This window comes from uncultured Aquabacterium sp. (assembly GCF_947366995.1).
In the GTDB taxonomy this organism is placed as follows: domain Bacteria; phylum Pseudomonadota; class Gammaproteobacteria; order Burkholderiales; family Burkholderiaceae_C; genus Aquabacterium.
Genome location: NZ_CANBCC010000002.1, coordinates 68402 through 86126, shown reverse-complemented (window position 1 = coordinate 86126; position 17725 = coordinate 68402). Strand labels below are relative to the sequence as shown.

General features: G+C 69.1%; 14 protein-coding genes, 1 pseudogene and 1 riboswitch. Of the genes and pseudogenes, 3 read left to right on the top strand and 12 right to left on the bottom strand.

Translation table 11 applies throughout. The annotated features are described in order from the left end of the window. From Q0Z44_RS01340 to mraZ, 12 genes and pseudogenes are all read right to left on the bottom strand, one after another. Entirely contained in the window at positions 1–975 is a 975-nt protein-coding gene (locus tag Q0Z44_RS01340; protein ID WP_298009076.1) for a D-alanine--D-alanine ligase, read from the bottom strand. Continuing rightward, complete coding sequence (gene murC, locus Q0Z44_RS01335; protein WP_298009073.1) at positions 972–2387, bottom strand: UDP-N-acetylmuramate--L-alanine ligase; 1416 nt, start codon at positions 2385–2387, stop codon at positions 972–974. Before murC ends, Q0Z44_RS01340 begins: the two co-directional genes overlap by 4 nt. Next, on the bottom strand, positions 2384–3493 hold the full coding sequence (gene murG / locus Q0Z44_RS01330) for an undecaprenyldiphospho-muramoylpentapeptide beta-N-acetylglucosaminyltransferase (protein ID WP_298009070.1): 1110 nt from the start codon (positions 3491–3493) through the stop codon (positions 2384–2386). The genes murC and murG overlap by 4 nt, the downstream gene beginning before the upstream one ends. Further along, complete coding sequence (gene ftsW / locus Q0Z44_RS01325) at positions 3490–4770, bottom strand: putative lipid II flippase FtsW (RefSeq protein WP_298009066.1); 1281 nt, start codon at positions 4768–4770, stop codon at positions 3490–3492. The genes murG and ftsW overlap by 4 nt, the downstream gene beginning before the upstream one ends. After that, entirely contained in the window at positions 4767–6542 is a 1776-nt protein-coding gene (gene murD, locus Q0Z44_RS01320) for a UDP-N-acetylmuramoyl-L-alanine--D-glutamate ligase (RefSeq protein ID WP_298009064.1), read from the bottom strand. Before murD ends, ftsW begins: the two co-directional genes overlap by 4 nt. Positions 6543–6556: 14 nt before the next feature. Continuing rightward, positions 6557–7735 carry a phospho-N-acetylmuramoyl-pentapeptide-transferase gene (mraY, locus tag Q0Z44_RS01315; RefSeq protein WP_298009060.1) on the bottom strand — a complete coding sequence of 393 codons (1179 nt, stop codon included), beginning with the start codon at positions 7733–7735 and terminating at the stop codon, positions 6557–6559. Further along, the gene (gene murF / locus Q0Z44_RS01310) at positions 7725–9146 is read right to left on the bottom strand and encodes a UDP-N-acetylmuramoyl-tripeptide--D-alanyl-D-alanine ligase (protein WP_298009057.1); all 1422 of its coding nucleotides are present in this window, start codon (positions 9144–9146) and stop codon (positions 7725–7727) included. Before murF ends, mraY begins: the two co-directional genes overlap by 11 nt. After that, on the bottom strand, positions 9143–10702 hold the full coding sequence (locus Q0Z44_RS01305; protein WP_298009054.1) for a UDP-N-acetylmuramoyl-L-alanyl-D-glutamate--2,6-diaminopimelate ligase: 1560 nt from the start codon (positions 10700–10702) through the stop codon (positions 9143–9145). Before Q0Z44_RS01305 ends, murF begins: the two co-directional genes overlap by 4 nt. Then, positions 10702–12627, bottom strand: a complete 1926-nt coding sequence (locus tag Q0Z44_RS01300) for a penicillin-binding protein 2 (RefSeq protein ID WP_298009051.1) — start codon at positions 12625–12627, stop codon at positions 10702–10704. Before Q0Z44_RS01300 ends, Q0Z44_RS01305 begins: the two co-directional genes overlap by 1 nt. Continuing rightward, complete coding sequence (gene ftsL, locus Q0Z44_RS01295) at positions 12624–12914, bottom strand: cell division protein FtsL (protein ID WP_298009048.1); 291 nt, start codon at positions 12912–12914, stop codon at positions 12624–12626. Before ftsL ends, Q0Z44_RS01300 begins: the two co-directional genes overlap by 4 nt. A gap of 92 nt (positions 12915–13006) precedes the next feature. Then, positions 13007–13966: pseudogene (gene rsmH, locus Q0Z44_RS01290) on the bottom strand (16S rRNA (cytosine(1402)-N(4))-methyltransferase RsmH); the annotation flags it as partial. Positions 13967–13974: 8 nt separating this feature from the next. After that, the gene (mraZ, locus tag Q0Z44_RS01285; protein WP_109038432.1) at positions 13975–14415 is read right to left on the bottom strand and encodes a division/cell wall cluster transcriptional repressor MraZ; all 441 of its coding nucleotides are present in this window, start codon (positions 14413–14415) and stop codon (positions 13975–13977) included. Between the two features lie 318 nt (positions 14416–14733). On the opposite strand from mraZ, the gene Q0Z44_RS01280 reads away from it, so the two are divergent. The 3 genes from Q0Z44_RS01280 (at position 14734) to Q0Z44_RS01270 (ending at position 17568) form a co-directional block, all read left to right on the top strand. Then, positions 14734–15039: a FeoA family protein gene (locus Q0Z44_RS01280; protein ID WP_298009045.1), complete on the top strand. Its 306-nt coding sequence runs from the start codon at positions 14734–14736 to the stop codon at positions 15037–15039. A 51-nt stretch (positions 15040–15090) separates the two neighbouring features. Further along, positions 15091–16980, top strand: a complete 1890-nt coding sequence (locus tag Q0Z44_RS01275; protein ID WP_298009042.1) for a ferrous iron transporter B — start codon at positions 15091–15093, stop codon at positions 16978–16980. Positions 16981–17316: 336 nt separating this feature from the next. Beyond that, a complete protein-coding gene (locus Q0Z44_RS01270; protein ID WP_298009038.1) occupies positions 17317–17568 on the top strand; it encodes a hypothetical protein in 252 nt (83 codons plus the stop codon). 37 nt (positions 17569–17605) lie between these two features. After that, positions 17606–17721, top strand: a riboswitch (TPP riboswitch). The last annotated feature ends 4 nt before the right edge of the window (positions 17722–17725 follow it).

Here is a 17725-nt window from a genome sequence, read left to right as displayed (position 1 = left end):
TCAGCGGGTGGTGCTGTCCAGGCTGGCCGAGGCCAGCAGGTGCACGCACAGTTGTTCGTAGCTCAGGCCGGCCACGCGGGCCGACATGGGCACCAGTGAATGGCCGGTCATGCCCGGCGAGGTGTTGATCTCCAGCAGGAAGGGCTGGCGGTCGCTCTGGCGGATCATCACGTCGGCGCGGGCCCAGCCCCGGCAGCCCAGCGTGCGGAAGGCCCGCACCACCTGGCGCTGGATCTCGGCTTCCTCGTCGGCATCCAGGCCGCTCGGGCACAGGTACTGCACCTCGTCGGTGAAGTACTTGTTCTGGTAGTCGTAGTTGCCACCGGGCGCGACGATGCGGATCACCGGCAGCGCCTGCGCGTGGCCTTCCACGATGAGCACCGGGCAGGTGGTTTCCTCACCTTCGATGAACTGCTCGCACAGCACCTCGGGGTCATGCTGTGCGGCGGCCGCGTAGGCAGCGGCGCACTGGGCGGGGTCGGTCACCTTGGTCAGGCCGATGGACGAGCCTTCGCGCGCCGGCTTGACGATCATCGGCGCGCCCAGCACGGCCAGCGCGTGCACGCACTCGTCGGCGCTGCTGACCATGCGCCAGTCCGGCGTGGGCAGGCCCTCGAAGCGCCAGATGCGCTTGGTCATGATCTTGTCCATCGCGATGGACGAGGCCATGACACCCGAGCCCGTGTACGGGATCTTCAGCAGCTCGAGCGCGCCCTGCACGGTGCCGTCTTCGCCACCGCGGCCATGCAGCGCGATGAAGCAGCGGTCCACGCCTTCGGCGCGCAGGTCTTCCAGCGGGCGCTCGGCCGGGTCGAAGGCGAACGCGTTGACGCCAGCCGACTGCAGCGCCTGCAGCACGCCGGTGCCCGACATGATCGAGACCTCGCGCTCGGCCGAGGTGCCGCCGAACAGCACGGCGACCTTGCCCAGCGAGGCCGGGTCGATACGGGGGGGCTGAAGGTGAACCTGGCTCATGCCGATGCCTCTTGCTTCAACAGTTCCGCCACCTTGGCGGGCACGCCGCCGATCGAACCGGCGCCCATGCAGATGACGATGTCGCCGTCGCGGGTGCTGTCGGCGATGGCCTGTGGCAGCGCTGCCACGTCGTCGACGAAGACCGGCTCGACCTTGCCGGCGACGCGCACCGCGCGGGTCAGCGCCCGGCCGTCGGCGGCCACGATGGGCGCCTCGCCCGCGGCATAGACCTCGGTCAGCAGCACCGCATCGGCCGTGCCCAGCACCTTCACGAAGTCTTCAAAGCAATCACGCGTGCGGGTATAGCGGTGCGGCTGGAAGGCCAGCACCAGGCGCTGGCCGGGGAAGGCCCCGCGCGCCGCGTTGATCACGGCGGCCATCTCGACCGGGTGGTGGCCGTAGTCGTCGATCAGCGTGAACTGGCCGCCATCGCCGGCACGGCACTGGCCGTGGCGCTGGAAGCGGCGGCCCACGCCGGTGAACTCGCCCAGCGCCTTCACCATCGGGGCGTCGGGCAGCTCGATTTCGGTGGCCACGGCAATGGCCGCCAGCGCATTGAGCACGTTGTGCACGCCGGGCAGGTTCAGCGTCACGTCCAGATCGGGCATGACCTGGCCGTTGCGGCGCTGCACCGTGAAGCGCATTTGCCCGCCGGGCAGCGCCACCACATTGACAGCACGCACCTGAGCGTCTTCACCAAAGCCATAGGTGATCACCGGACGCGAGATCAGCGGGATGATGCTGCGCACGCCGGGATCGTCGGCGCACAGGATGGCCGAGCCGTAGAACGGCATGCGGTGCAGGAAGTCGACGAAGGCCTGCTTGAGCTTCGCGAAGTCGTGCCCGTAGGTGTCCATGTGGTCGGCGTCGATGTTCGTGACGACCGACAGCACGGGCAGCAGGTTCAGGAAGGAGGCGTCCGATTCGTCGGCCTCGACCACGATGTACTCGCCCTTGCCCAGCGCCGAGTTGGCACCGGCGCTGTTGAGCTTGCCACCGATCACGAAGGTCGGGTCGACGCCGGCTTCGGCCAGGATGCAGGTCACCAGCGAGGTGGTGGTGGTCTTGCCGTGCGTGCCGGCAATGGCGATGCCGCGGCGCAGGCGCATCAGCTCGGCCAGCATCACGGCGCGGGGCACGACCGGGATGCGCTTCGCGCGTGCGGCGATCACCTCGGGGTTGTCGCCCTTCACCGCGGTGGACGTGACCACGGCTTCGGCGCCCTCGATGTGCGCGGCCTCGTGCCCGATGAACACGCGGATGCCGAGCGAGGCCAGGCGGCGCGACGTGGCGCTGTCCGACTGGTCGGAGCCCGAGACGGTGTAGCCCAGGTTTTGCAGGATCTCGGCGATGCCGCTCATGCCGGCGCCCCCGATGCCCACAAAGTGAATGTGTTTGACGGCGTGCTTCATGCAGACGCCTTTCCGGAAGTAGGTTTCACGTGCTGTTCGATGGCATCGGCCACGGCGGCGGCCGAGCGGGTGCGTGCCAGTTGCCGCGCCCGTTCGGCCATGGTCAGCAGCTGCGTGCGGTCCAGGGCCATCAGGCGCTGCGCCAGGGCGTCGGCCGACAGCTCGGTCTGCGGCAGGTGCACGGCGGCGCCATGCCCGGCCATGTACTCGGCGTTGTCGCGCTGGTGTGCCGTGGTCGACACGATCAGCGGGATCAGGATGCTGGGCACGCCGGCCGCGCACAGTTCGCTGACGGTGATGGCCCCGGCACGGCACACGATCAGGTCGCACGCGGCCAGGCGCTCGGCCATGTTGTTGATGAAGGGCAGGACCTCGGCATCGCGGCTGGCGCCGAGGCCGGCGGCGGCATAGGCCTTGCGCACGTCTTCGAGGTTGGCCATGCCGGTCTGGTGGGTGATCAGCGGGCGCTGGTCGGCCGGGATCCTGGCCAGGGCCTCGGGCACGGTTTCGTTCAGCACGCGTGCGCCCAGGCTGCCGCCCACCACCAGCACGCGCAGCGGGCCGGTGCGGCCGGCAAAGCGCTCGGCGGGCGGGGCGATGGCTTCGATTTCGGCGCGCACCGGATTGCCGGTCACGCGGGCCACCTTGTGCTGCGAGGCCGGGCCGTCAAAGCCGCAGGCCAGCACGTCGGTGATCGGCAGCAGCGCGCGGTTGCTCAGCAGCATGGCGGCATCGGCGTTGACCATGACCAGAGGCAGACCACGGGCCGTGCCCATCACGCCACCGGGGAAGCAGACGTAGCCGCCCATGCCGAGCACGGCCGTGGCCTTGCGTGCTGCGAGGATCTTCCAGCAATCGGCAAAGGCCTTGAGCAGGCGCACGCCGCCAAACAGCGTGTCCACCGGACTCTTGCCGCGCAGGCCATTGAAGGCAATGGTGTCGAGCGGGATGCCCGTGGGCGGCACGAGGCGGTTTTCCATGCCGCCGGTCGTGCCCAGCCACGACACGGTCCAGCCGCGGCGCTTCATTTCATCGGCCACGGCCAGGCCGGGCATGATGTGTCCGCCGGTGCCGGCCGCCATGATCACGAGGTGGCGTGCGCTCATGCTCGGCCTCCGCGCATCAACTGTCTGTTCTCGATGTCGACGCGCAGGCAGATCGCCAGCGCCACGCAGTTGAGCAGGATGGCCGAGCCGCCGAAGCTCATCAGCGGCAGCGTCAGGCCCTTGGTGGGCAGCACGCCCAGGTTCACACCCATGTTGATGAATCCCTGGCCGCCCATCCACACGGCCACGCCCTGGGCCACCAGCCCCGAGAACACGCGGTCGAGCGCAATGGCCTGGCGGCCGATGTTGAACAGGCGCACCACCATCCAGAAGAACGCCAGGATGACGATGGCGACGCCAACGAAGCCCAGCTCTTCGCCAATGACGGCGAGCAGGAAGTCGGTGTGCGCCTCGGGCAGGTAGTGCAGTTTCTCGAGGCTGGAGCCCAGGCCCTCGCCGAACACCTCGCCGCGCCCGAAGGCGATCAGCGAATGCGTGAGCTGGTAGGCCTTGCCCAGCGCATTCTTTTCGCTCCACGGGTCGAGGTAGGCGAAGATGCGCTCGCGCCGCCACGGGCTGAGCGTCACCATCAGCGCGAAGGCGCCGAGCAGCACCGCCGTGATCAGGAAGAACATGCGGCCGTTGACGCCACCCAGGAACAGGATGGACATGGCGATGGTGGCGATCACCATGAAGGCACCCATGTCGGGCTCGGCCAGCAGCAGCAGGCCCACCACGCCCACGGCGACAGCCATCGGCGCCACCGCGCGGAAGAAGCGTTCCTTCACGTCCATCTTGCGCACCATGTAGTCGGACGCGTACAGCACGATGGCCAGCTTGGCCAGCTCGGACGGCTGGAAGTTCATGACCCCGAGCGGCAACCAGCGCCGCGCGCCATACACGACCTTGCCCACGTGCGGGATCAGCACCAGGATCAGGAGCACCAGCGAGGCGATGAACAGCCACGGCGCGACCCGCTCCCAGGTGGCCATGGGCACCTGCGTGACCACGGCCGCCACGCTGACGGCCATCACGATGGATAGCAGGTGGCGGCTGAAGAAATGATGCGGTGCGTAGTTCGCGAAGCGCGGGCTGTCGGGCAGTGCGATCGTGGCCGAATAGACCATGATCAGGCCGGCGAGCAGCAGCGCGATCGTCACCCACACCAGCGGCTGGTCGAAACCCATCACGCGCGAGGGACTGGCGGCACTGACATTCACATAATCGCGCACCGGCAACGAGCCGGCTCCGGCCGCATCGGCACCGCCCAGGCGGGCGCGCAGCGCGCCGAGCAGGCCGCTCAGGCGTCCGGAGAGGCCGGTGTGCGTGAGGCTCATGCGACGTCTCCGCAATCGGCCGCCAGCGCCTGCACCGTGGTGACGAACACCTCGGCACGGTGGGCGTAGTTACGGAACATGTCCAGACTGGCGCACGCGGGGCTCAGCAGCACGGCATCGCCTTCGCGCGCCTGTGCAAAGGCCCAGCGCGTGGCATCTTCCAGGCTGGCGTGGCGCGCCATCGGAAGCGGCTCGCCCTGGGCAGTTTCGGCGCCCTGCAGCACAGCTTCGATCGCCTCGGCATCGCGGCCGATCAGGGCCACGGCGCGGGCATGCCGGGCGACCGGCTCACGCAGCGGACCGAAGTCCTGGCCCTTGCCGTCGCCACCGAGGATGACGATGAGCTTGCCCGGCGACAGGTCGGAGCCCAGGCCAGTGAGGGCCGCCACCGTGGCGCCCACGTTGGTGCCCTTGCTGTCGTCGATGGCGTCCACGCCGGCCACCGTGGCCACGTGTTCCACGCGATGCGGCTCGCCGCGGTATTCGCGCAGACCGTGCAGCATCGGTGCCAGCGGGCAGCCAACCGCGGTGGTCAGTGCGAGCGCGGCGAGTGCATTCGACGCATTGTGGCGACCGCGGATGCGCAGCGCATCGGCCGGCATCAGCCGCTGCAGCACGATCTCTTCTTCCTCGCCCTTCTTGCGCTTGATCGTCGGGTCTGCTTCGTGGGCGCGCACCAGCCACGCCATGCCGGATTCGGTCACCAACCCGAAGTCGCCGGGGCGGCGTGGGGCATCCAGCCCGAAATGCACGGACGCGCGCTCGACGAGCTTCGACGGCCGGCCGCGCACGCCCGACTTCACGACCTCGGGCGGCGGCAGCATTGCCATCACCGTCTCGTCGTCGCGGTTGAGCACCATCACGCCCTGCTTGCCGAAGATGCGGGCCTTGGCCGCCGCATAAGCCGCCATCGAGCCGTGCCAGTCGAGGTGATCCTGCGTGATGTTGAGCACCACGGCGGCGCTCGGCTCGAAGTTGCTCACGCCATCGAGCTGAAAGCTTGAGAGTTCGAGCACCCACACGTCGGGCAGCACCTCGAAGGTGGGCGCGGCGGGCGGCGGGGGCGTGAGTTCGATCAGCGGGGCATCGGCGTCATCGGACAGGGAAGGCGTGGCCTCGCCCGCTCGCTCGTCTTGGGGCACAGGCGGGGTCTCGTCGGTCGACACCGGGGTCGGCTCGACAGCCGACTCTGCCGTGACAACGGCAACGCTGTCGGCATCCGGGGTCTCTTCTGAGGCCATGGCCGCAACCTCGCGCGGCGGCTCGGCATCCAGCGCCTGGCTCAGCGTGTCGAGCAACGTCGGACCGATGTTGCCCGCCAGACCCACGCGCAGCCCGGCGCGCTCGCACAGCTGTGCGGTCAGCGAGGTGGTCGTGGTCTTGCCGTTGGTGCCGGTGATGGCCAGCACCTTGGGCGCATAGCCCAGGTCGGTCTTCAGGTCGGCCAGCGCGGTGGCAAACAGCGCCAGCTCACCACGCACCGGAATGCCCTGCTCATCGGCGCGGGCGCACAGCGCGGCCACATCGGGGGCGTTGGGCGCCAGGCCGGGGCTCTTGAGCACCAGCTGTACACCCTCGAGCAGGTTCGCATCCAGCCCCTGGTGCAGCGTGGCCGTGGGCACATCGCGGGCCAGCGTGGCGGCCTGCGGCGGGTTGGCGCGCGTGTCGGCCACGCGCACGGTCGAGCCACACCGGGCGCACCAGCGCGCCATGGCCAGACCCGAGTCACCCAGACCCAGGATCAGCACGGTGAGGTCCTTGAGGTAGTGCATGGTCTCGTGTTCGTTCAGCGCAGCTTCAGCGACGACAGGCCCAGCAGGCAAAGCAGCATCGTGATGATCCAGAAGCGGACCACGACCTGCGTTTCCTTCCAGCCCGACTTCTCAAAGTGGTGGTGCAGCGGCGCCATCAGCAGAATTCGGCGGCCTTCGCCGTACTTCTTCTTCGTGTACTTGAAGTAGCTCACCTGCACCATGACGGACAGGGCTTCCAGCACGAACACCCCACCCATGAAGGCCAGCACGATTTCCTGCCGCACGATGACCGCGATGGTGCCCAACGCGCCGCCCAGCGCCAGCGCGCCCACGTCGCCCATGAAGACCTGGGCCGGGTAGGCGTTGAACCACAGGAAGGCCAGGCCCGCGCCCGACATGGCGGCGCAGAAGATCAGCAGCTCGCCCGCACCGGGGATGTGCGGCAGCAGCAGGTACTTGGCGAACACGGCGTTGCCGGTGACGTAGGCAAAGATGCCGAGCGCCGCCGACACCATCACCACCGGCATGATGGCCAGGCCGTCCAGGCCGTCGGTCAGGTTCACCGCGTTGCTGGTGCCCACGATGACGATGTAGGTCAGCACGATGAAGCCCCAGACGCCCAGCGGGTAGCTGACCGTCTTGAAGAAGGGCACGATCAGGTCGGCCTTGGGCGGCAGGTCGGCCGAGAAGCCGGAGGCCACCCAGTCGATGAAGAGCTGGATCACGCGCAGCGTGTTGACCTCGGACACGTTGAACGCGAGGTACAGCGCCGCGATCAGGCCGATGATGGACTGCCAGAAGTACTTCTGGCCCGAGGGCATGCCTTCGGGGTCTTTCAGCACCACCTTGCGCCAGTCATCGACCCAGCCGATGGCGCCGAAGCCCAGCGTCACGATCATCACGATCCAGACGAAACGGTTGGCCCAGTCGAACCACAGCATCGTCGAGATGCCCAGCGACAGCAGGATGAGCGCGCCGCCCATGGTGGGTGTGCCGCGCTTGGCGAGGTGGGCCTGCACGCCGTACTCGCGGATGGGCTGGCCGATCTTGAGCTCGGTGAGCTTGCGGATGACGAAGGGGCCCAGCACCAGGCCGATCAGCAGCGCCGTCATGGCGGCCATCACGGCCCGGAAGGTCAGGTACTGGAAGACGCGCAGAAAGCCCCAGTCGGGATTCAGGCTCTGCAGCCACAGGGCCAGACTAAGCAGCATGGGCACCTCCGGACAGGCAGGTGACGACTTGTTCCATCTTCATGAAGCGAGAACCTTTGACAAGCACGGAAGCCGCATCGGGCGCGGCCTGCGGGCTGGCCAGCGCGGCGACGATGTCGGCGGCACTGGCGAAATGACGGGCAGACGCACCGACCGCCTGCGCCGCATGGGCGCACAGCGTGCCGGCTGTCCAGACATGGTCGATGCCGCGTTCGCGGGCATACGCCCCCACTTCTGCGTGGAAGGCCGGCCCCTGGTCGCCGACCTCGCCCATGTCGCCCAGCACCAGCCAGTGCGGGCCGGGCAGGCCGGCGAGCATGTCGATGGCCGCGCGCACGGAGTCGGGGTTGGCGTTGTAGCTGTCGTCCACCAGCGTGAGGGTGCGACCGGCAAAGGCCACACGCTTGAGCTGAGAACGGCCCTTGACGGGCTCGAACGCGGTGAGGCCGGCCACGATGGCAGCCAGCGGCACGCCCGCACCCAGCGCCGCGGCGGTGGCCGCCAGCGCGTTGCGGACGTTGTGGGCGCCGGCCATGTGCAGGGCCAGCGGGGCCTCGCCCTGCGGGGTGCGCAGGGTCAAGGCCCAATGGGGATGGTCGTCGCTGACCCAGTGTGCATGGCCGGTGACGGCCGCCACGCCATGGGTGGCGAATTCAAGCTTGGGGCACCCCTGTGCCAGCTCGCGCCAGATCGCGGTGTGCTCATCGTCCGCGGGGAACACGGCCACGCCGCTGCGCGACAACGACTGCAGCACGGCACCGTTCTCGCGCGCCACGGCTTCCACGGTGTGCATGAACTCCTGGTGCTCGCGCTGGGCGTTGTTCACCAGGCCCACGGTGGGAGCGGCCATGGCACTCAGCTGGGCGATTTCGCCGGGATGGTTCATGCCCAGCTCGACCACGGCGCAGCGGTGCACGCCTTCGCGCAGGCGCAGCAGAGTCAGCGGCACGCCGATGTCGTTGTTGAAGTTGCCCTGTGTGGCGAGCGCGGCCTCGGGCGTGCCGGCCACATCCTGCATCCACGCGCGCAGGATGGCGGCCACCATCTGCGTGACGGTGGTCTTGCCATTGCTGCCGGTCACGCCGATCAGCGGAATGTCGAAGCGGGCGCGCCAGCCGGAGGCCAGCCAGCCGAGTGCCGCGCGCGTGTCCGGCACGGTCAGGCCCGGCAGGCCGCAGGTGTCAACCCCGCGCTGGGCCAGCACGGCGACCGCACCCGAGGCCGCCGCCTGGGGCAGGAAGTCGTGGGCATCGAAGCGCTCACCGCGCAGGGCCACGAACAGATCGCCGGCCTGCAGGGTGCGGGTGTCGGTGTGCACGCGGGCGATCGGCGTGGCCGGATCGCCGTGCAGGACCGAGCCCGGCAGCAGCGCGTGCGCCAGGCCGAGGGTCATCATCGGTGTGCGGTTCATGCGGCGCCTCCCGTGGCAGCCTGGTTGGCCCGCTGCGCGAGGGCGGCTCGGGCTTCTTCCACATCGGAGAACGGCGTGCGCACGCCCGCGATCTCCTGGTAGTCCTCGTGGCCCTTGCCGGCGATCAGCACGACATCGTGCGGCTCGGCGTCGGCCAGGGCTTCGGCAATCGCTTCGCGGCGGTCGGCGACGACGGCCAGCCGCGCGCGCCCGTGCACGCCGGCACGCACCTGCGCCAGGATGGCATGCGGGTCTTCATGGCGCGGGTTGTCGCTGGTCAACACCACGTGGTCGGCCAGCTGGTCGGCGATGCCCCCCATCAGCGGGCGCTTGATCGGATCGCGGTTGCCACCGCAGCCGAACACGCACCACAGGCGCCCCCCGCGGGCCTCGGCCACGGGGCGCAGGGCCTGCAACGCCTTCTCCAGCGCATCGGGTGTGTGGGCATAGTCGACCACGGCCAGCGGCAGGGTGGCAGCCAGCGCGGGCGGCACGGCCACCAGGTCCATGCGCCCGGGCACGGCATGCAGCGCACGGCAAGCGGCAGCGGCGTCGGCCAGCGGCACGCCCAGGGCGCGCAGCGCGCCGACCACCGCCAGCAGGTTCGACACATTGAAGCGCCCGATCACCGGCGCCTGCAGGTCGATGCGACTCAACTCGGCCAAGCCGCTGTCGGTGTGCTCCACCAGCGTGAAGGCGATGCCCATGGCTTCGTGGCGCACCTGCTGTGCCTGCAGCCGTGCCGGCGTGTCGACGCCGTACGACCACACCGCCAGCCCCCGGGAGCGCGCGTGGGCGCACAGGCCGGCGCCCATCGGGTCGTCGAGGTTGACCACGGCGGCCTGCAGCCCGGGCCAGTCGAACAGGGCGCGCTTGGCCTGCCAATAGGCGGCCATGCTGCCGTGGTAGTCCAGGTGGTCCTGCGTGAAGTTGGTGAACTGGGCCACCGCGATGTGGGTGGCATGCAGGCGCAGCTCTTCGATGCCGATGGACGAGGCCTCGATGGCGGCGGCCTGCAGACCGGCTTCCGCGAAGGCGCGGAAGGTGGCATGCAGCGTGACCGGGTCGGGCGTGGTGAGGCCGGTGGGCGTGAAGCCAGCGCCACCCGGCTGGCCCACGCCCAGCGTGCCGATGACGCCGCAGCCGCGACCGAGCGCGGCCAGCGCCTGCGCCGTCCACCATGAGGTCGAGGTCTTGCCATTGGTGCCCGTGACGGCCACCACCTGCAGGCGGGCGCTGGGCTCGCCATAGAAGCCATGCGCGATCTCGGCGCTGCGGGCCTTCAGGCCCGGCACGGCGGCCACGCGGGCATCGTCAAAGCCGAAGGCCTCGGCCCCGTCGGCCTCGACCAGGCAGGCACGCGCGCCATCGGCCAGCGCCTGCGCCACGAAGCTGCGGCCATCGCGTGCGGCGCCCGGCCAGGCGATGAAGCCCACGCCCTGCGCGGCCATGGCGCCCACCTTGCGGCTGTCCACGGTGAGTTCGGCCACGCCCTGCTGGCGCAGCCAGGCCAGGGCCTCGGCGGTGGTGTGAAGGGTGTGCAGGCTCGCCGCCATCAGAAGCTCTCCTGCTCGGCGGGCTGCGCCGAAATGATCTGCGGCTCGACGTGCTGGTCGGGCATCACGCCCAGCCGGTGCAGCGTCTGCTGAACCACCTGGCTGAAAACAGGCGCGGCCACCAAGCCACCGAAGTAGACGCCGGCGCTCGGCTCGTCGACCATCACGGCCACCACGATGCGCGGCTTGCTGATCGGCGCAATGCCGACAAACCACGAGCGGTACTTGTTGCCCGAGTAGCCCTTGCCTTCCTGCTTGTGCGCCGTGCCGGTCTTGCCGCCGACGCTGTAGCCCATGGTCTGGGCCTTGGGCGCCGTGCCGCCCGGGCCCGTCGCCAGCTGCAGCATCTGGCGAACCGCCCGCGCAGTGGCGGGCGAGATCACGCGCTGACCGCGCACGGGGATGGGCTCGGCATCGGCCGGCCGGGCAACCGGATCGCCCTCTCGGTCGCCCGGCTTGAAGGCCGTTTTGAAGGCCAGGGTCGGGGGCCCGCCCTGCTCTGCCAGCTTGCGCGGTGGCGCATCCGGTCCATCGCGCTTGAGCAGCGTCATGGGGATCAGCTCACCATCGGTTGCGAAGATGGTGTAGGCCTGCGCCAGCTGAAACAGGCTGGCCGACAGGCCGTAGCCGTAGCTCATGGTGACCTGCTCGATGCGACGCCAGCTCTTGTGCGGGCGCAGGCGTCCGGTGACCACACCCGGGAAGCCGATTTGCGGCTTCTGCCCCAGGCCCACGGCCGAGTACAACTCCCACATCTCGCGCGGCTGCATCTGCAGTGCCATCTTGGCCGTGCCCACGTTGCTGGACTTCTGGATGACTTCGGCCACCGTCAGGTCGCCATGCGCGTGCGAGTCAGAGATCGTCGAGCCGTCGATCGTCATGCGGCCGGGCGCCGTGGCGATGATGGTTTCGGGGCGCACACGGCGGGTCTCGATGGCCAGCGCCGCAATCAGCGGCTTCATGGTCGAGCCCGGCTCGAAGGTGTCGGTCAGCGCACGGTTGCGCAACTGCGCGCCCGTCAGGTTGCGGCGGTCTTCGGGCGTGTAGCTGGGCACGTTGGCCAGCGCCAGCACCTCCCCCGTCACGGCATCCAGCACCACCACGCTGCCCGCCTTGGCCTTGTGCTGGGCGACGGCATCGCGAATGCGCTGGTAGGCGTAGAACTGGATCTTGGCGTCGATGGACAGCTGCACGGGCTGGCCGTCCTCCGCAGGCACGAGGTCGCCCACCGATTCGACCACGCGGCCCAACCGGTCCTTCAGCACATGGCGAGCGCCATCACGGCCGGCCAGTTGCTTCTGATAGGCGAGCTCGATGCCTTCCTGGCCCTGGTCCTCGATGTTGGTGAATCCGACGATGTGAGCCGCGGATTCGCCCTCGGGATATTGTCGACGGGACTCACGCAGCTCGTGCACACCCTTGATCTTGAGCGCGGCGACCTTCTGCGCCACCTCGTCGGGCACCTGCCGGCGCAGCCAGACGAAGTTCGGGTTGGACGCCAGGCGCTTCTTGAGGTCCTGGGGCCGCATGTCGATCAGCCTGGCCAGCGACTGCAGCTCCTCGGGAGATGCCACCAGATCCTTGGGAATGGCCCACAGCGACGGCGAGGGCACGCTGGACGCGAGCAGCTCACCATGGCGATCGACGATGCGCCCGCGGCTGGCCGGCAGGGCAATGCGGCGCTCGTAGCGGCTCGCGCCCTGCTGCAGGTAGAAATCGTTGTGGATGATCTGGATCCAGGCGGCTCGGCCGATCAGCACGGCAAAGCCGAGCCCGATGCCACCGATCAGGAACTTGACCCGCCATGGCGGCGTGCGCGACGCCAGCAGCGGGCTGGTCGCATAGCGGACGGTCGGCATGCCCGCCGCACCCTGACGACGGGGCCGCCCCACCAGCCGACGCAGCAGGTCACGCACGCGGCTCATGGCTGCGCCCCCGATGCGGCCGACGCCCCAGTGGCGACGTAGTGCGTCACCGCCGGGTTGTTGTTGAACATCTTCAGCTTCTCGCGCGCGAGCTTTTCAACGCGCAGCGGCGTGGCCTGGGCGCGTTTGTCTAGCTGCAGGCGCTCGTAGTCGATCTGCAGTTCGTGCGACTGCGCCTTGGCCTTCTCCAGGTCGGCAAACAGGCGGCGCGCATCGTTGCTCGACCGGATCAGCCACACACAGCTGGCCAGCAGCAGGACAGCCAGCACGATGTTGAGGCGCACCATCACCGGCGGCCCCCTTTCGGGCCACCCCGGCTGGCCTTGCCCGCTGGCTTCGCACCCGGCCCACCGGCCGCAGCGACCAGCTCGGACGACCAGGGTACATCGGTGCGACGAGCCACGCGCAGCACGGCAGATCGGGCGCGCGGGTTGGCCGCCACCTCGGCCTCGGACGGCTTGATGCGGCCCAGCGATTCCAGCAACAGCGGGCGCGGCTGCGCAAACGGCACGCGGCGGTCGACTTCTTCGCGGCTGTGGCGCGCGATGAAGGTCTTGACGATGCGGTCTTCCAGCGAGTGGAAGCTGATCACCGCCAGGTGGCCGCCAGGGGCCAGCATCCTCAGGCTCGACTCCAGAGCGTCTTCCAGCTCGCCCAGCTCTCGGTTGACGTGAATCCGAAGAGCCTGGAAGGTGCGTGTGGCGGGATCCTGCCCGGGTTCACGGGTCTTGACCGCACGAGCCACGACCGCCTGCAGCTCGCCGGTGGTGCGCACAGGCTGTCCCGCTTCGCGGCGAGCGACAAGCGCCTTTGCAATGGGCCCAGCAAACCGTTCTTCTCCATAGGTGCGGATGACATCGGCCAGCTCCTCGAAGGCGGCGCGCGCCAGGTAATCGGCGGCGCTCTCGCCCTGCGTGGTGTCCATGCGCATGTCCAGCGGCGCATCGAAGCGGAAGCTGAACCCGCGCGCGGGGTTGTCGATCTGCGGCGACGACACGCCGATGTCCATCAGCAGGCCGGCCACCGGGCCGAAGCCCTGCTGCGCCACCACCTCGGCCCACGACGAGAACGGCGCGTGCACGATGGTGAAACGGGGGTCGGTGATCGCATCCGGGCCCTGGGTGGCGTGGGCGATGGCGTCCAGGTCACGGTCGAGCGCCAGCAGGCGGGCCTGCGGGCCGAGCTTCGACAGCAGCAGACGCGAATGCCCGCCGCGGCCGAAGGTGGCATCCACATAGACGCCCTGCGGCTGCGGGCCGCTCTCTGCATCCCAAAGGCCTTCAACCGCCTCGTGCAGCAGCACGGTGCGGTGCGTCCAGGTGGCGCTCCCCGTGGTCATGGTGGCGGTCAGAAGGTGAAGTCCTGGAGCGCATCGGGCATGGGCTGGGCCATGACCTCGGCTTCGTGCGCGGCGTAGCGGTCCGCATCCCACAGCTCGAAGTGGCTGCCCATGCCCAGCAGCATCACGTCCTTGGTGATGCCAGCGGCGGCACGCAACTCGGGCGAGATCAGCACGCGCGCGGCGCTGTCGACCTCGACGTCCATGGCGTTGCCCAGAAAGATCCGCTTCCAGCCGGCCGCCGACATGGGCAGCGCAGCGACCTTGTCGCGGAAGGCCTCCCACGCCGGGCGCGGAAAGACCATCAGGCAGCCATCCGGGTTCTTCGTGATGGTGAGCTGGCCGCTGCACAGGGCGGACAGGGCGTCACGATGGCGCGCAGGGACGGCCATCCGCCCCTTCGCGTCCAGCGACAACGCTGAAGCCCCCTGAAAGACCACATTCACCACAAAACCCCACAAAAGTGCACTTCATCCCACTTTACTCGATCCACACCCCTGGAACAAGGGATGAAACAAAAAAAATGCCAATGAAATCAAAGACTTACGCGTGTTTTTCGGACGCCGAGACGAAAAAAAAGTCCTTCAAAATCAAGGACATGCAAATTGGTCTGCAAGCGGTGGATGAGCAATTGCCCCTCGCAGGGGTGTGCTCCCGGGGGCGGCGGCTCGCCCCCGACGTGAGCGGGTCGGACAACAGCGGCCCAGCCTGATGCGGATCAAGCCCCGTGAATTGCGAATGGTTCGCATTTGAACCTAGAATGCACCATGACCGTCGCCCACGCCCCCCACCTCGGCCGCATGCCTGCCCCGTCGGCGCACCCCGACACGGGCCTCACGCTGGACCAGTTGCCGGTCCGCACGGTGGCCACCATCCGCGAGGTGCACTGTGCTCGGCACGACGGGGGCGCCCTCAAGCGTCGGCTCATGGAACTGGGTTTCGTGCCGGGAGAACGGGTGCAGGTCCTGCGCCGCGTCTTTGCCGGACGCGGCCCGCTGGCGGTGCGCGTGGGCACCAGCACCTTCGCCATGCGCCGCCTCGAATCCTCCCTCATCGAGGTCGTGCCCGCCTGACGGGGCGCCCTCACCGATCCCCTCAGCGCGCAGTACGCAGGAGCTTCATTCATGGCGGCAGCGGCCCCCACCGCGTCCCCGACCCCGCTCATCGCCCTGGTCGGCAACCCCAACTGCGGCAAGACCGCGCTGTTCAACCGCCTCACCGGCGCGCGCCAGAAGGTCGGCAACTACGCCGGCGTGACGGTCGAGCGCAAGGAAGGCCAGTTCATCTCGCCCCAGGGCCAGCCGTGGCGCCTGCTCGACCTGCCCGGCGCCTACAGCCTGCTGGCCGCCACACCCGACGAGGCCATCACCCGCGACGTGATCGCAGGCATGCGCGAAGGCGAATCGGCTCCGGTGGGCCTGGTGTGCGTGGTCGACGCCACCAACCTGCGCCTGAACCTGCGCATGGTGCTCGAACTCCAGACGCTGGGCGTGCCCATGGTGCTGGTGATCAACATGATGGACGAGGCCGCGCGCCGCGGCATCCGGATCGACACCGACCGACTGCAGCAGGCCCTCGGCATCCCGGTGGTGGAAGCGGTGGCCGTGCGGGCCGGGGGCGAACAGGCCCTGCTGGCGCAACTGGACGCACTGGACTGGGCGGGCCTGCCCCCGCCTGCCGAGCCACGTCCTGTCGCCCGCATCGCCGACACCCCGGTCGAACAGACCCACCGGCGCGTCGGGCAACTGCTGGCCGATTGTGTGCATACGCCGCCGCACGCCTCGCACTTCACCACCACGCTCGACCGTTACGTGCTGCACCCGCTGCTTGGCCCGGTCATCCTTGCGGTGCTGATGTTCCTCGTCTTTCAGGCGGTGTTCACCTGGGCGGCCACGCCCATGGACCTGATCGACGGCGGCGTGTCGTGGATCGGCGAGCAGGTGCAGGCCCGCATGGCCGACGGCATGCTGCGCAGCCTGCTGGTCGACGGCATCATTGCCGGCGCCGGCGGGGTGCTCGTCTTTCTCCCGCAGATCGTCATCCTGTTCGCCTTCATCCTGGCGCTGGAAGATTCAGGCTACCTGCCACGCGCCGCCTTCCTGCTCGACCGCATCATGGGCAGCGTCGGGCTGTCGGGCCGGGCCTTCATCCCGCTTCTGTCCAGCTTTGCCTGCGCCATCCCCGGCATCATGGCGACCCGCACCATCGGACAGCCGCGCGACCGACTGGTGACCATCCTCATCGCCCCGCTGATGACCTGCTCCGCGCGCCTGCCCGTGTACGCGCTGTTGATTGCCGCGTTCGTGCCCGAGCGCACCGTGGGGGGCATCTTCAACCTGCAGGGCCTGGTGCTGTTCGGCCTGTACATGGCCGGCATCGGCTCGGCCATGGTGGTGGCCCTGGTGCTCAAACGTGTGCTCAAGCAGGGCGCCAGCCAGCCGCTGTTGATGGAACTGCCCGACTACCACTGGCCCCACTGGCGCGACCTGCTGCTGGGCCTGTGGGAGCGCGCCAGCACCTTCGTACGCCGCGTGGGCACCACCATCCTGTCGTTGATGGTGATGCTGTGGTTCCTGTCGAACTTTCCCGCGCCGCCCGACGGCGCCACCGGCCCCGCCATCCAGTACAGCATTGCCGGCATGATGGGCCGCGCGCTGGAAGTGGTCTTCGCGCCCATCGGCTTCACCTGGCAGATCTGCATTGCGCTGGTGCCCGGCATGGCCGCCCGCGAAGTCGCGGTGGCCGCGCTGGGCACGGTCTACAGCCTGTCTCAGAGCGGCGACGAGCTCTCGGGCGCGCTGGCCGGGCTGCTGAGCCAGACCTGGAGCCTGCCCACCGCGCTGTCGCTGCTGACCTGGTATGTGTATGCGCCCCAGTGCCTGCCGACGCTGATGGTGGTGCGCCGCGAGACCAACGGCTGGAAGGTGCCGCTGATGATGGCGGGCTACCTGTTCACGCTCGCCTATGTGGCGTGCTTCATCGTCTACCGGGTGGCCGGATGGTGGCTCCAGTAAGGTCGACATCGGCATGCTGCAGGACGCACTCACCCTTCTGATCGGTCTGGCCGCCCTCGCGTGGCTGCTGCGGCGCTGGTGGCCTGCGCGCTGGCGTTCGGCCACACGCCAGAAGGGACAAGACTGTGGCTCGCCTGCCACGTCGTGCGGCAGCGGCTGCGGTCAGTGCGGTGGCGACAGCTCGCCTCCCGCACGAGACCACCGTGTGGTGCGCGTGCATCCACGCCCGCCATCCCCCCCGCACTAGGGAGTCCCCCTGTGCCGGGGGATGTGGCGGGGCGCGCCGCTGCCTAAACTGGGCTGCAACAACACAAACCCAGGCACCCAGGCCCCGTCATGAAAACGCTGTACGCCATCGCCCCGCTTGCGGTCGTGCTCAGTCTGGTCGGAAACGACGGCACGCGCACCGCGCCGCTCTCTGGTCAGCCTCAGGCACAGCAGGCCCAGGCTCCGGCCGACAGCCGACCCGTCGCACGCGCCACGCTGTCATCATGGCCCGCCCCGGTGCGCCTGGGCACTGCGCACACGGCCGACCGCCTGCCGACCATGCCGATCGGCCAGCCCTTCGAGGCACGCGTCCGCCCCTGACGCCCCTTGTCCACTTGCCCGGCAGCGCGCTACACTGCGGCTTGCTCCGGGGTGTGCCACATGTGAAATCCGCATGCGGCGCTGAGATGGATTACCGAACCCGCTGAACTTGATCCGGTTCATACCGGCGAAAGAAGAGCTGTCCTGTCGAGGCCGC

Coding starts and splice junctions, on each gene's coding strand:
- Q0Z44_RS01340 (WP_298009076.1), bottom strand. CDS start 975: ATGAGCCAGGTTCACCTTCAGCCCCCCCGTATCGACCCGGCCTCGCTG.
- murC (WP_298009073.1), bottom strand. CDS start 2,387: ATGAAGCACGCCGTCAAACACATTCACTTTGTGGGCATCGGGGGCGCC.
- murG (WP_298009070.1), bottom strand. CDS start 3,493: ATGAGCGCACGCCACCTCGTGATCATGGCGGCCGGCACCGGCGGACAC.
- ftsW (WP_298009066.1), bottom strand. CDS start 4,770: ATGAGCCTCACGCACACCGGCCTCTCCGGACGCCTGAGCGGCCTGCTC.
- murD (WP_298009064.1), bottom strand. CDS start 6,542: ATGCACTACCTCAAGGACCTCACCGTGCTGATCCTGGGTCTGGGTGAC.
- mraY (WP_298009060.1), bottom strand. CDS start 7,735: ATGCTGCTTAGTCTGGCCCTGTGGCTGCAGAGCCTGAATCCCGACTGG.
- murF (WP_298009057.1), bottom strand. CDS start 9,146: ATGAACCGCACACCGATGATGACCCTCGGCCTGGCGCACGCGCTGCTG.
- Q0Z44_RS01305 (WP_298009054.1), bottom strand. CDS start 10,702: ATGGCGGCGAGCCTGCACACCCTTCACACCACCGCCGAGGCCCTGGCC.
- Q0Z44_RS01300 (WP_298009051.1), bottom strand. CDS start 12,627: ATGAGCCGCGTGCGTGACCTGCTGCGTCGGCTGGTGGGGCGGCCCCGT.
- ftsL (WP_298009048.1), bottom strand. CDS start 12,914: ATGGTGCGCCTCAACATCGTGCTGGCTGTCCTGCTGCTGGCCAGCTGT.
- Q0Z44_RS01280 (WP_298009045.1), top strand. CDS start 14,734: ATGACCGTCGCCCACGCCCCCCACCTCGGCCGCATGCCTGCCCCGTCG.
- Q0Z44_RS01275 (WP_298009042.1), top strand. CDS start 15,091: ATGGCGGCAGCGGCCCCCACCGCGTCCCCGACCCCGCTCATCGCCCTG.
- Q0Z44_RS01270 (WP_298009038.1), top strand. CDS start 17,317: ATGAAAACGCTGTACGCCATCGCCCCGCTTGCGGTCGTGCTCAGTCTG.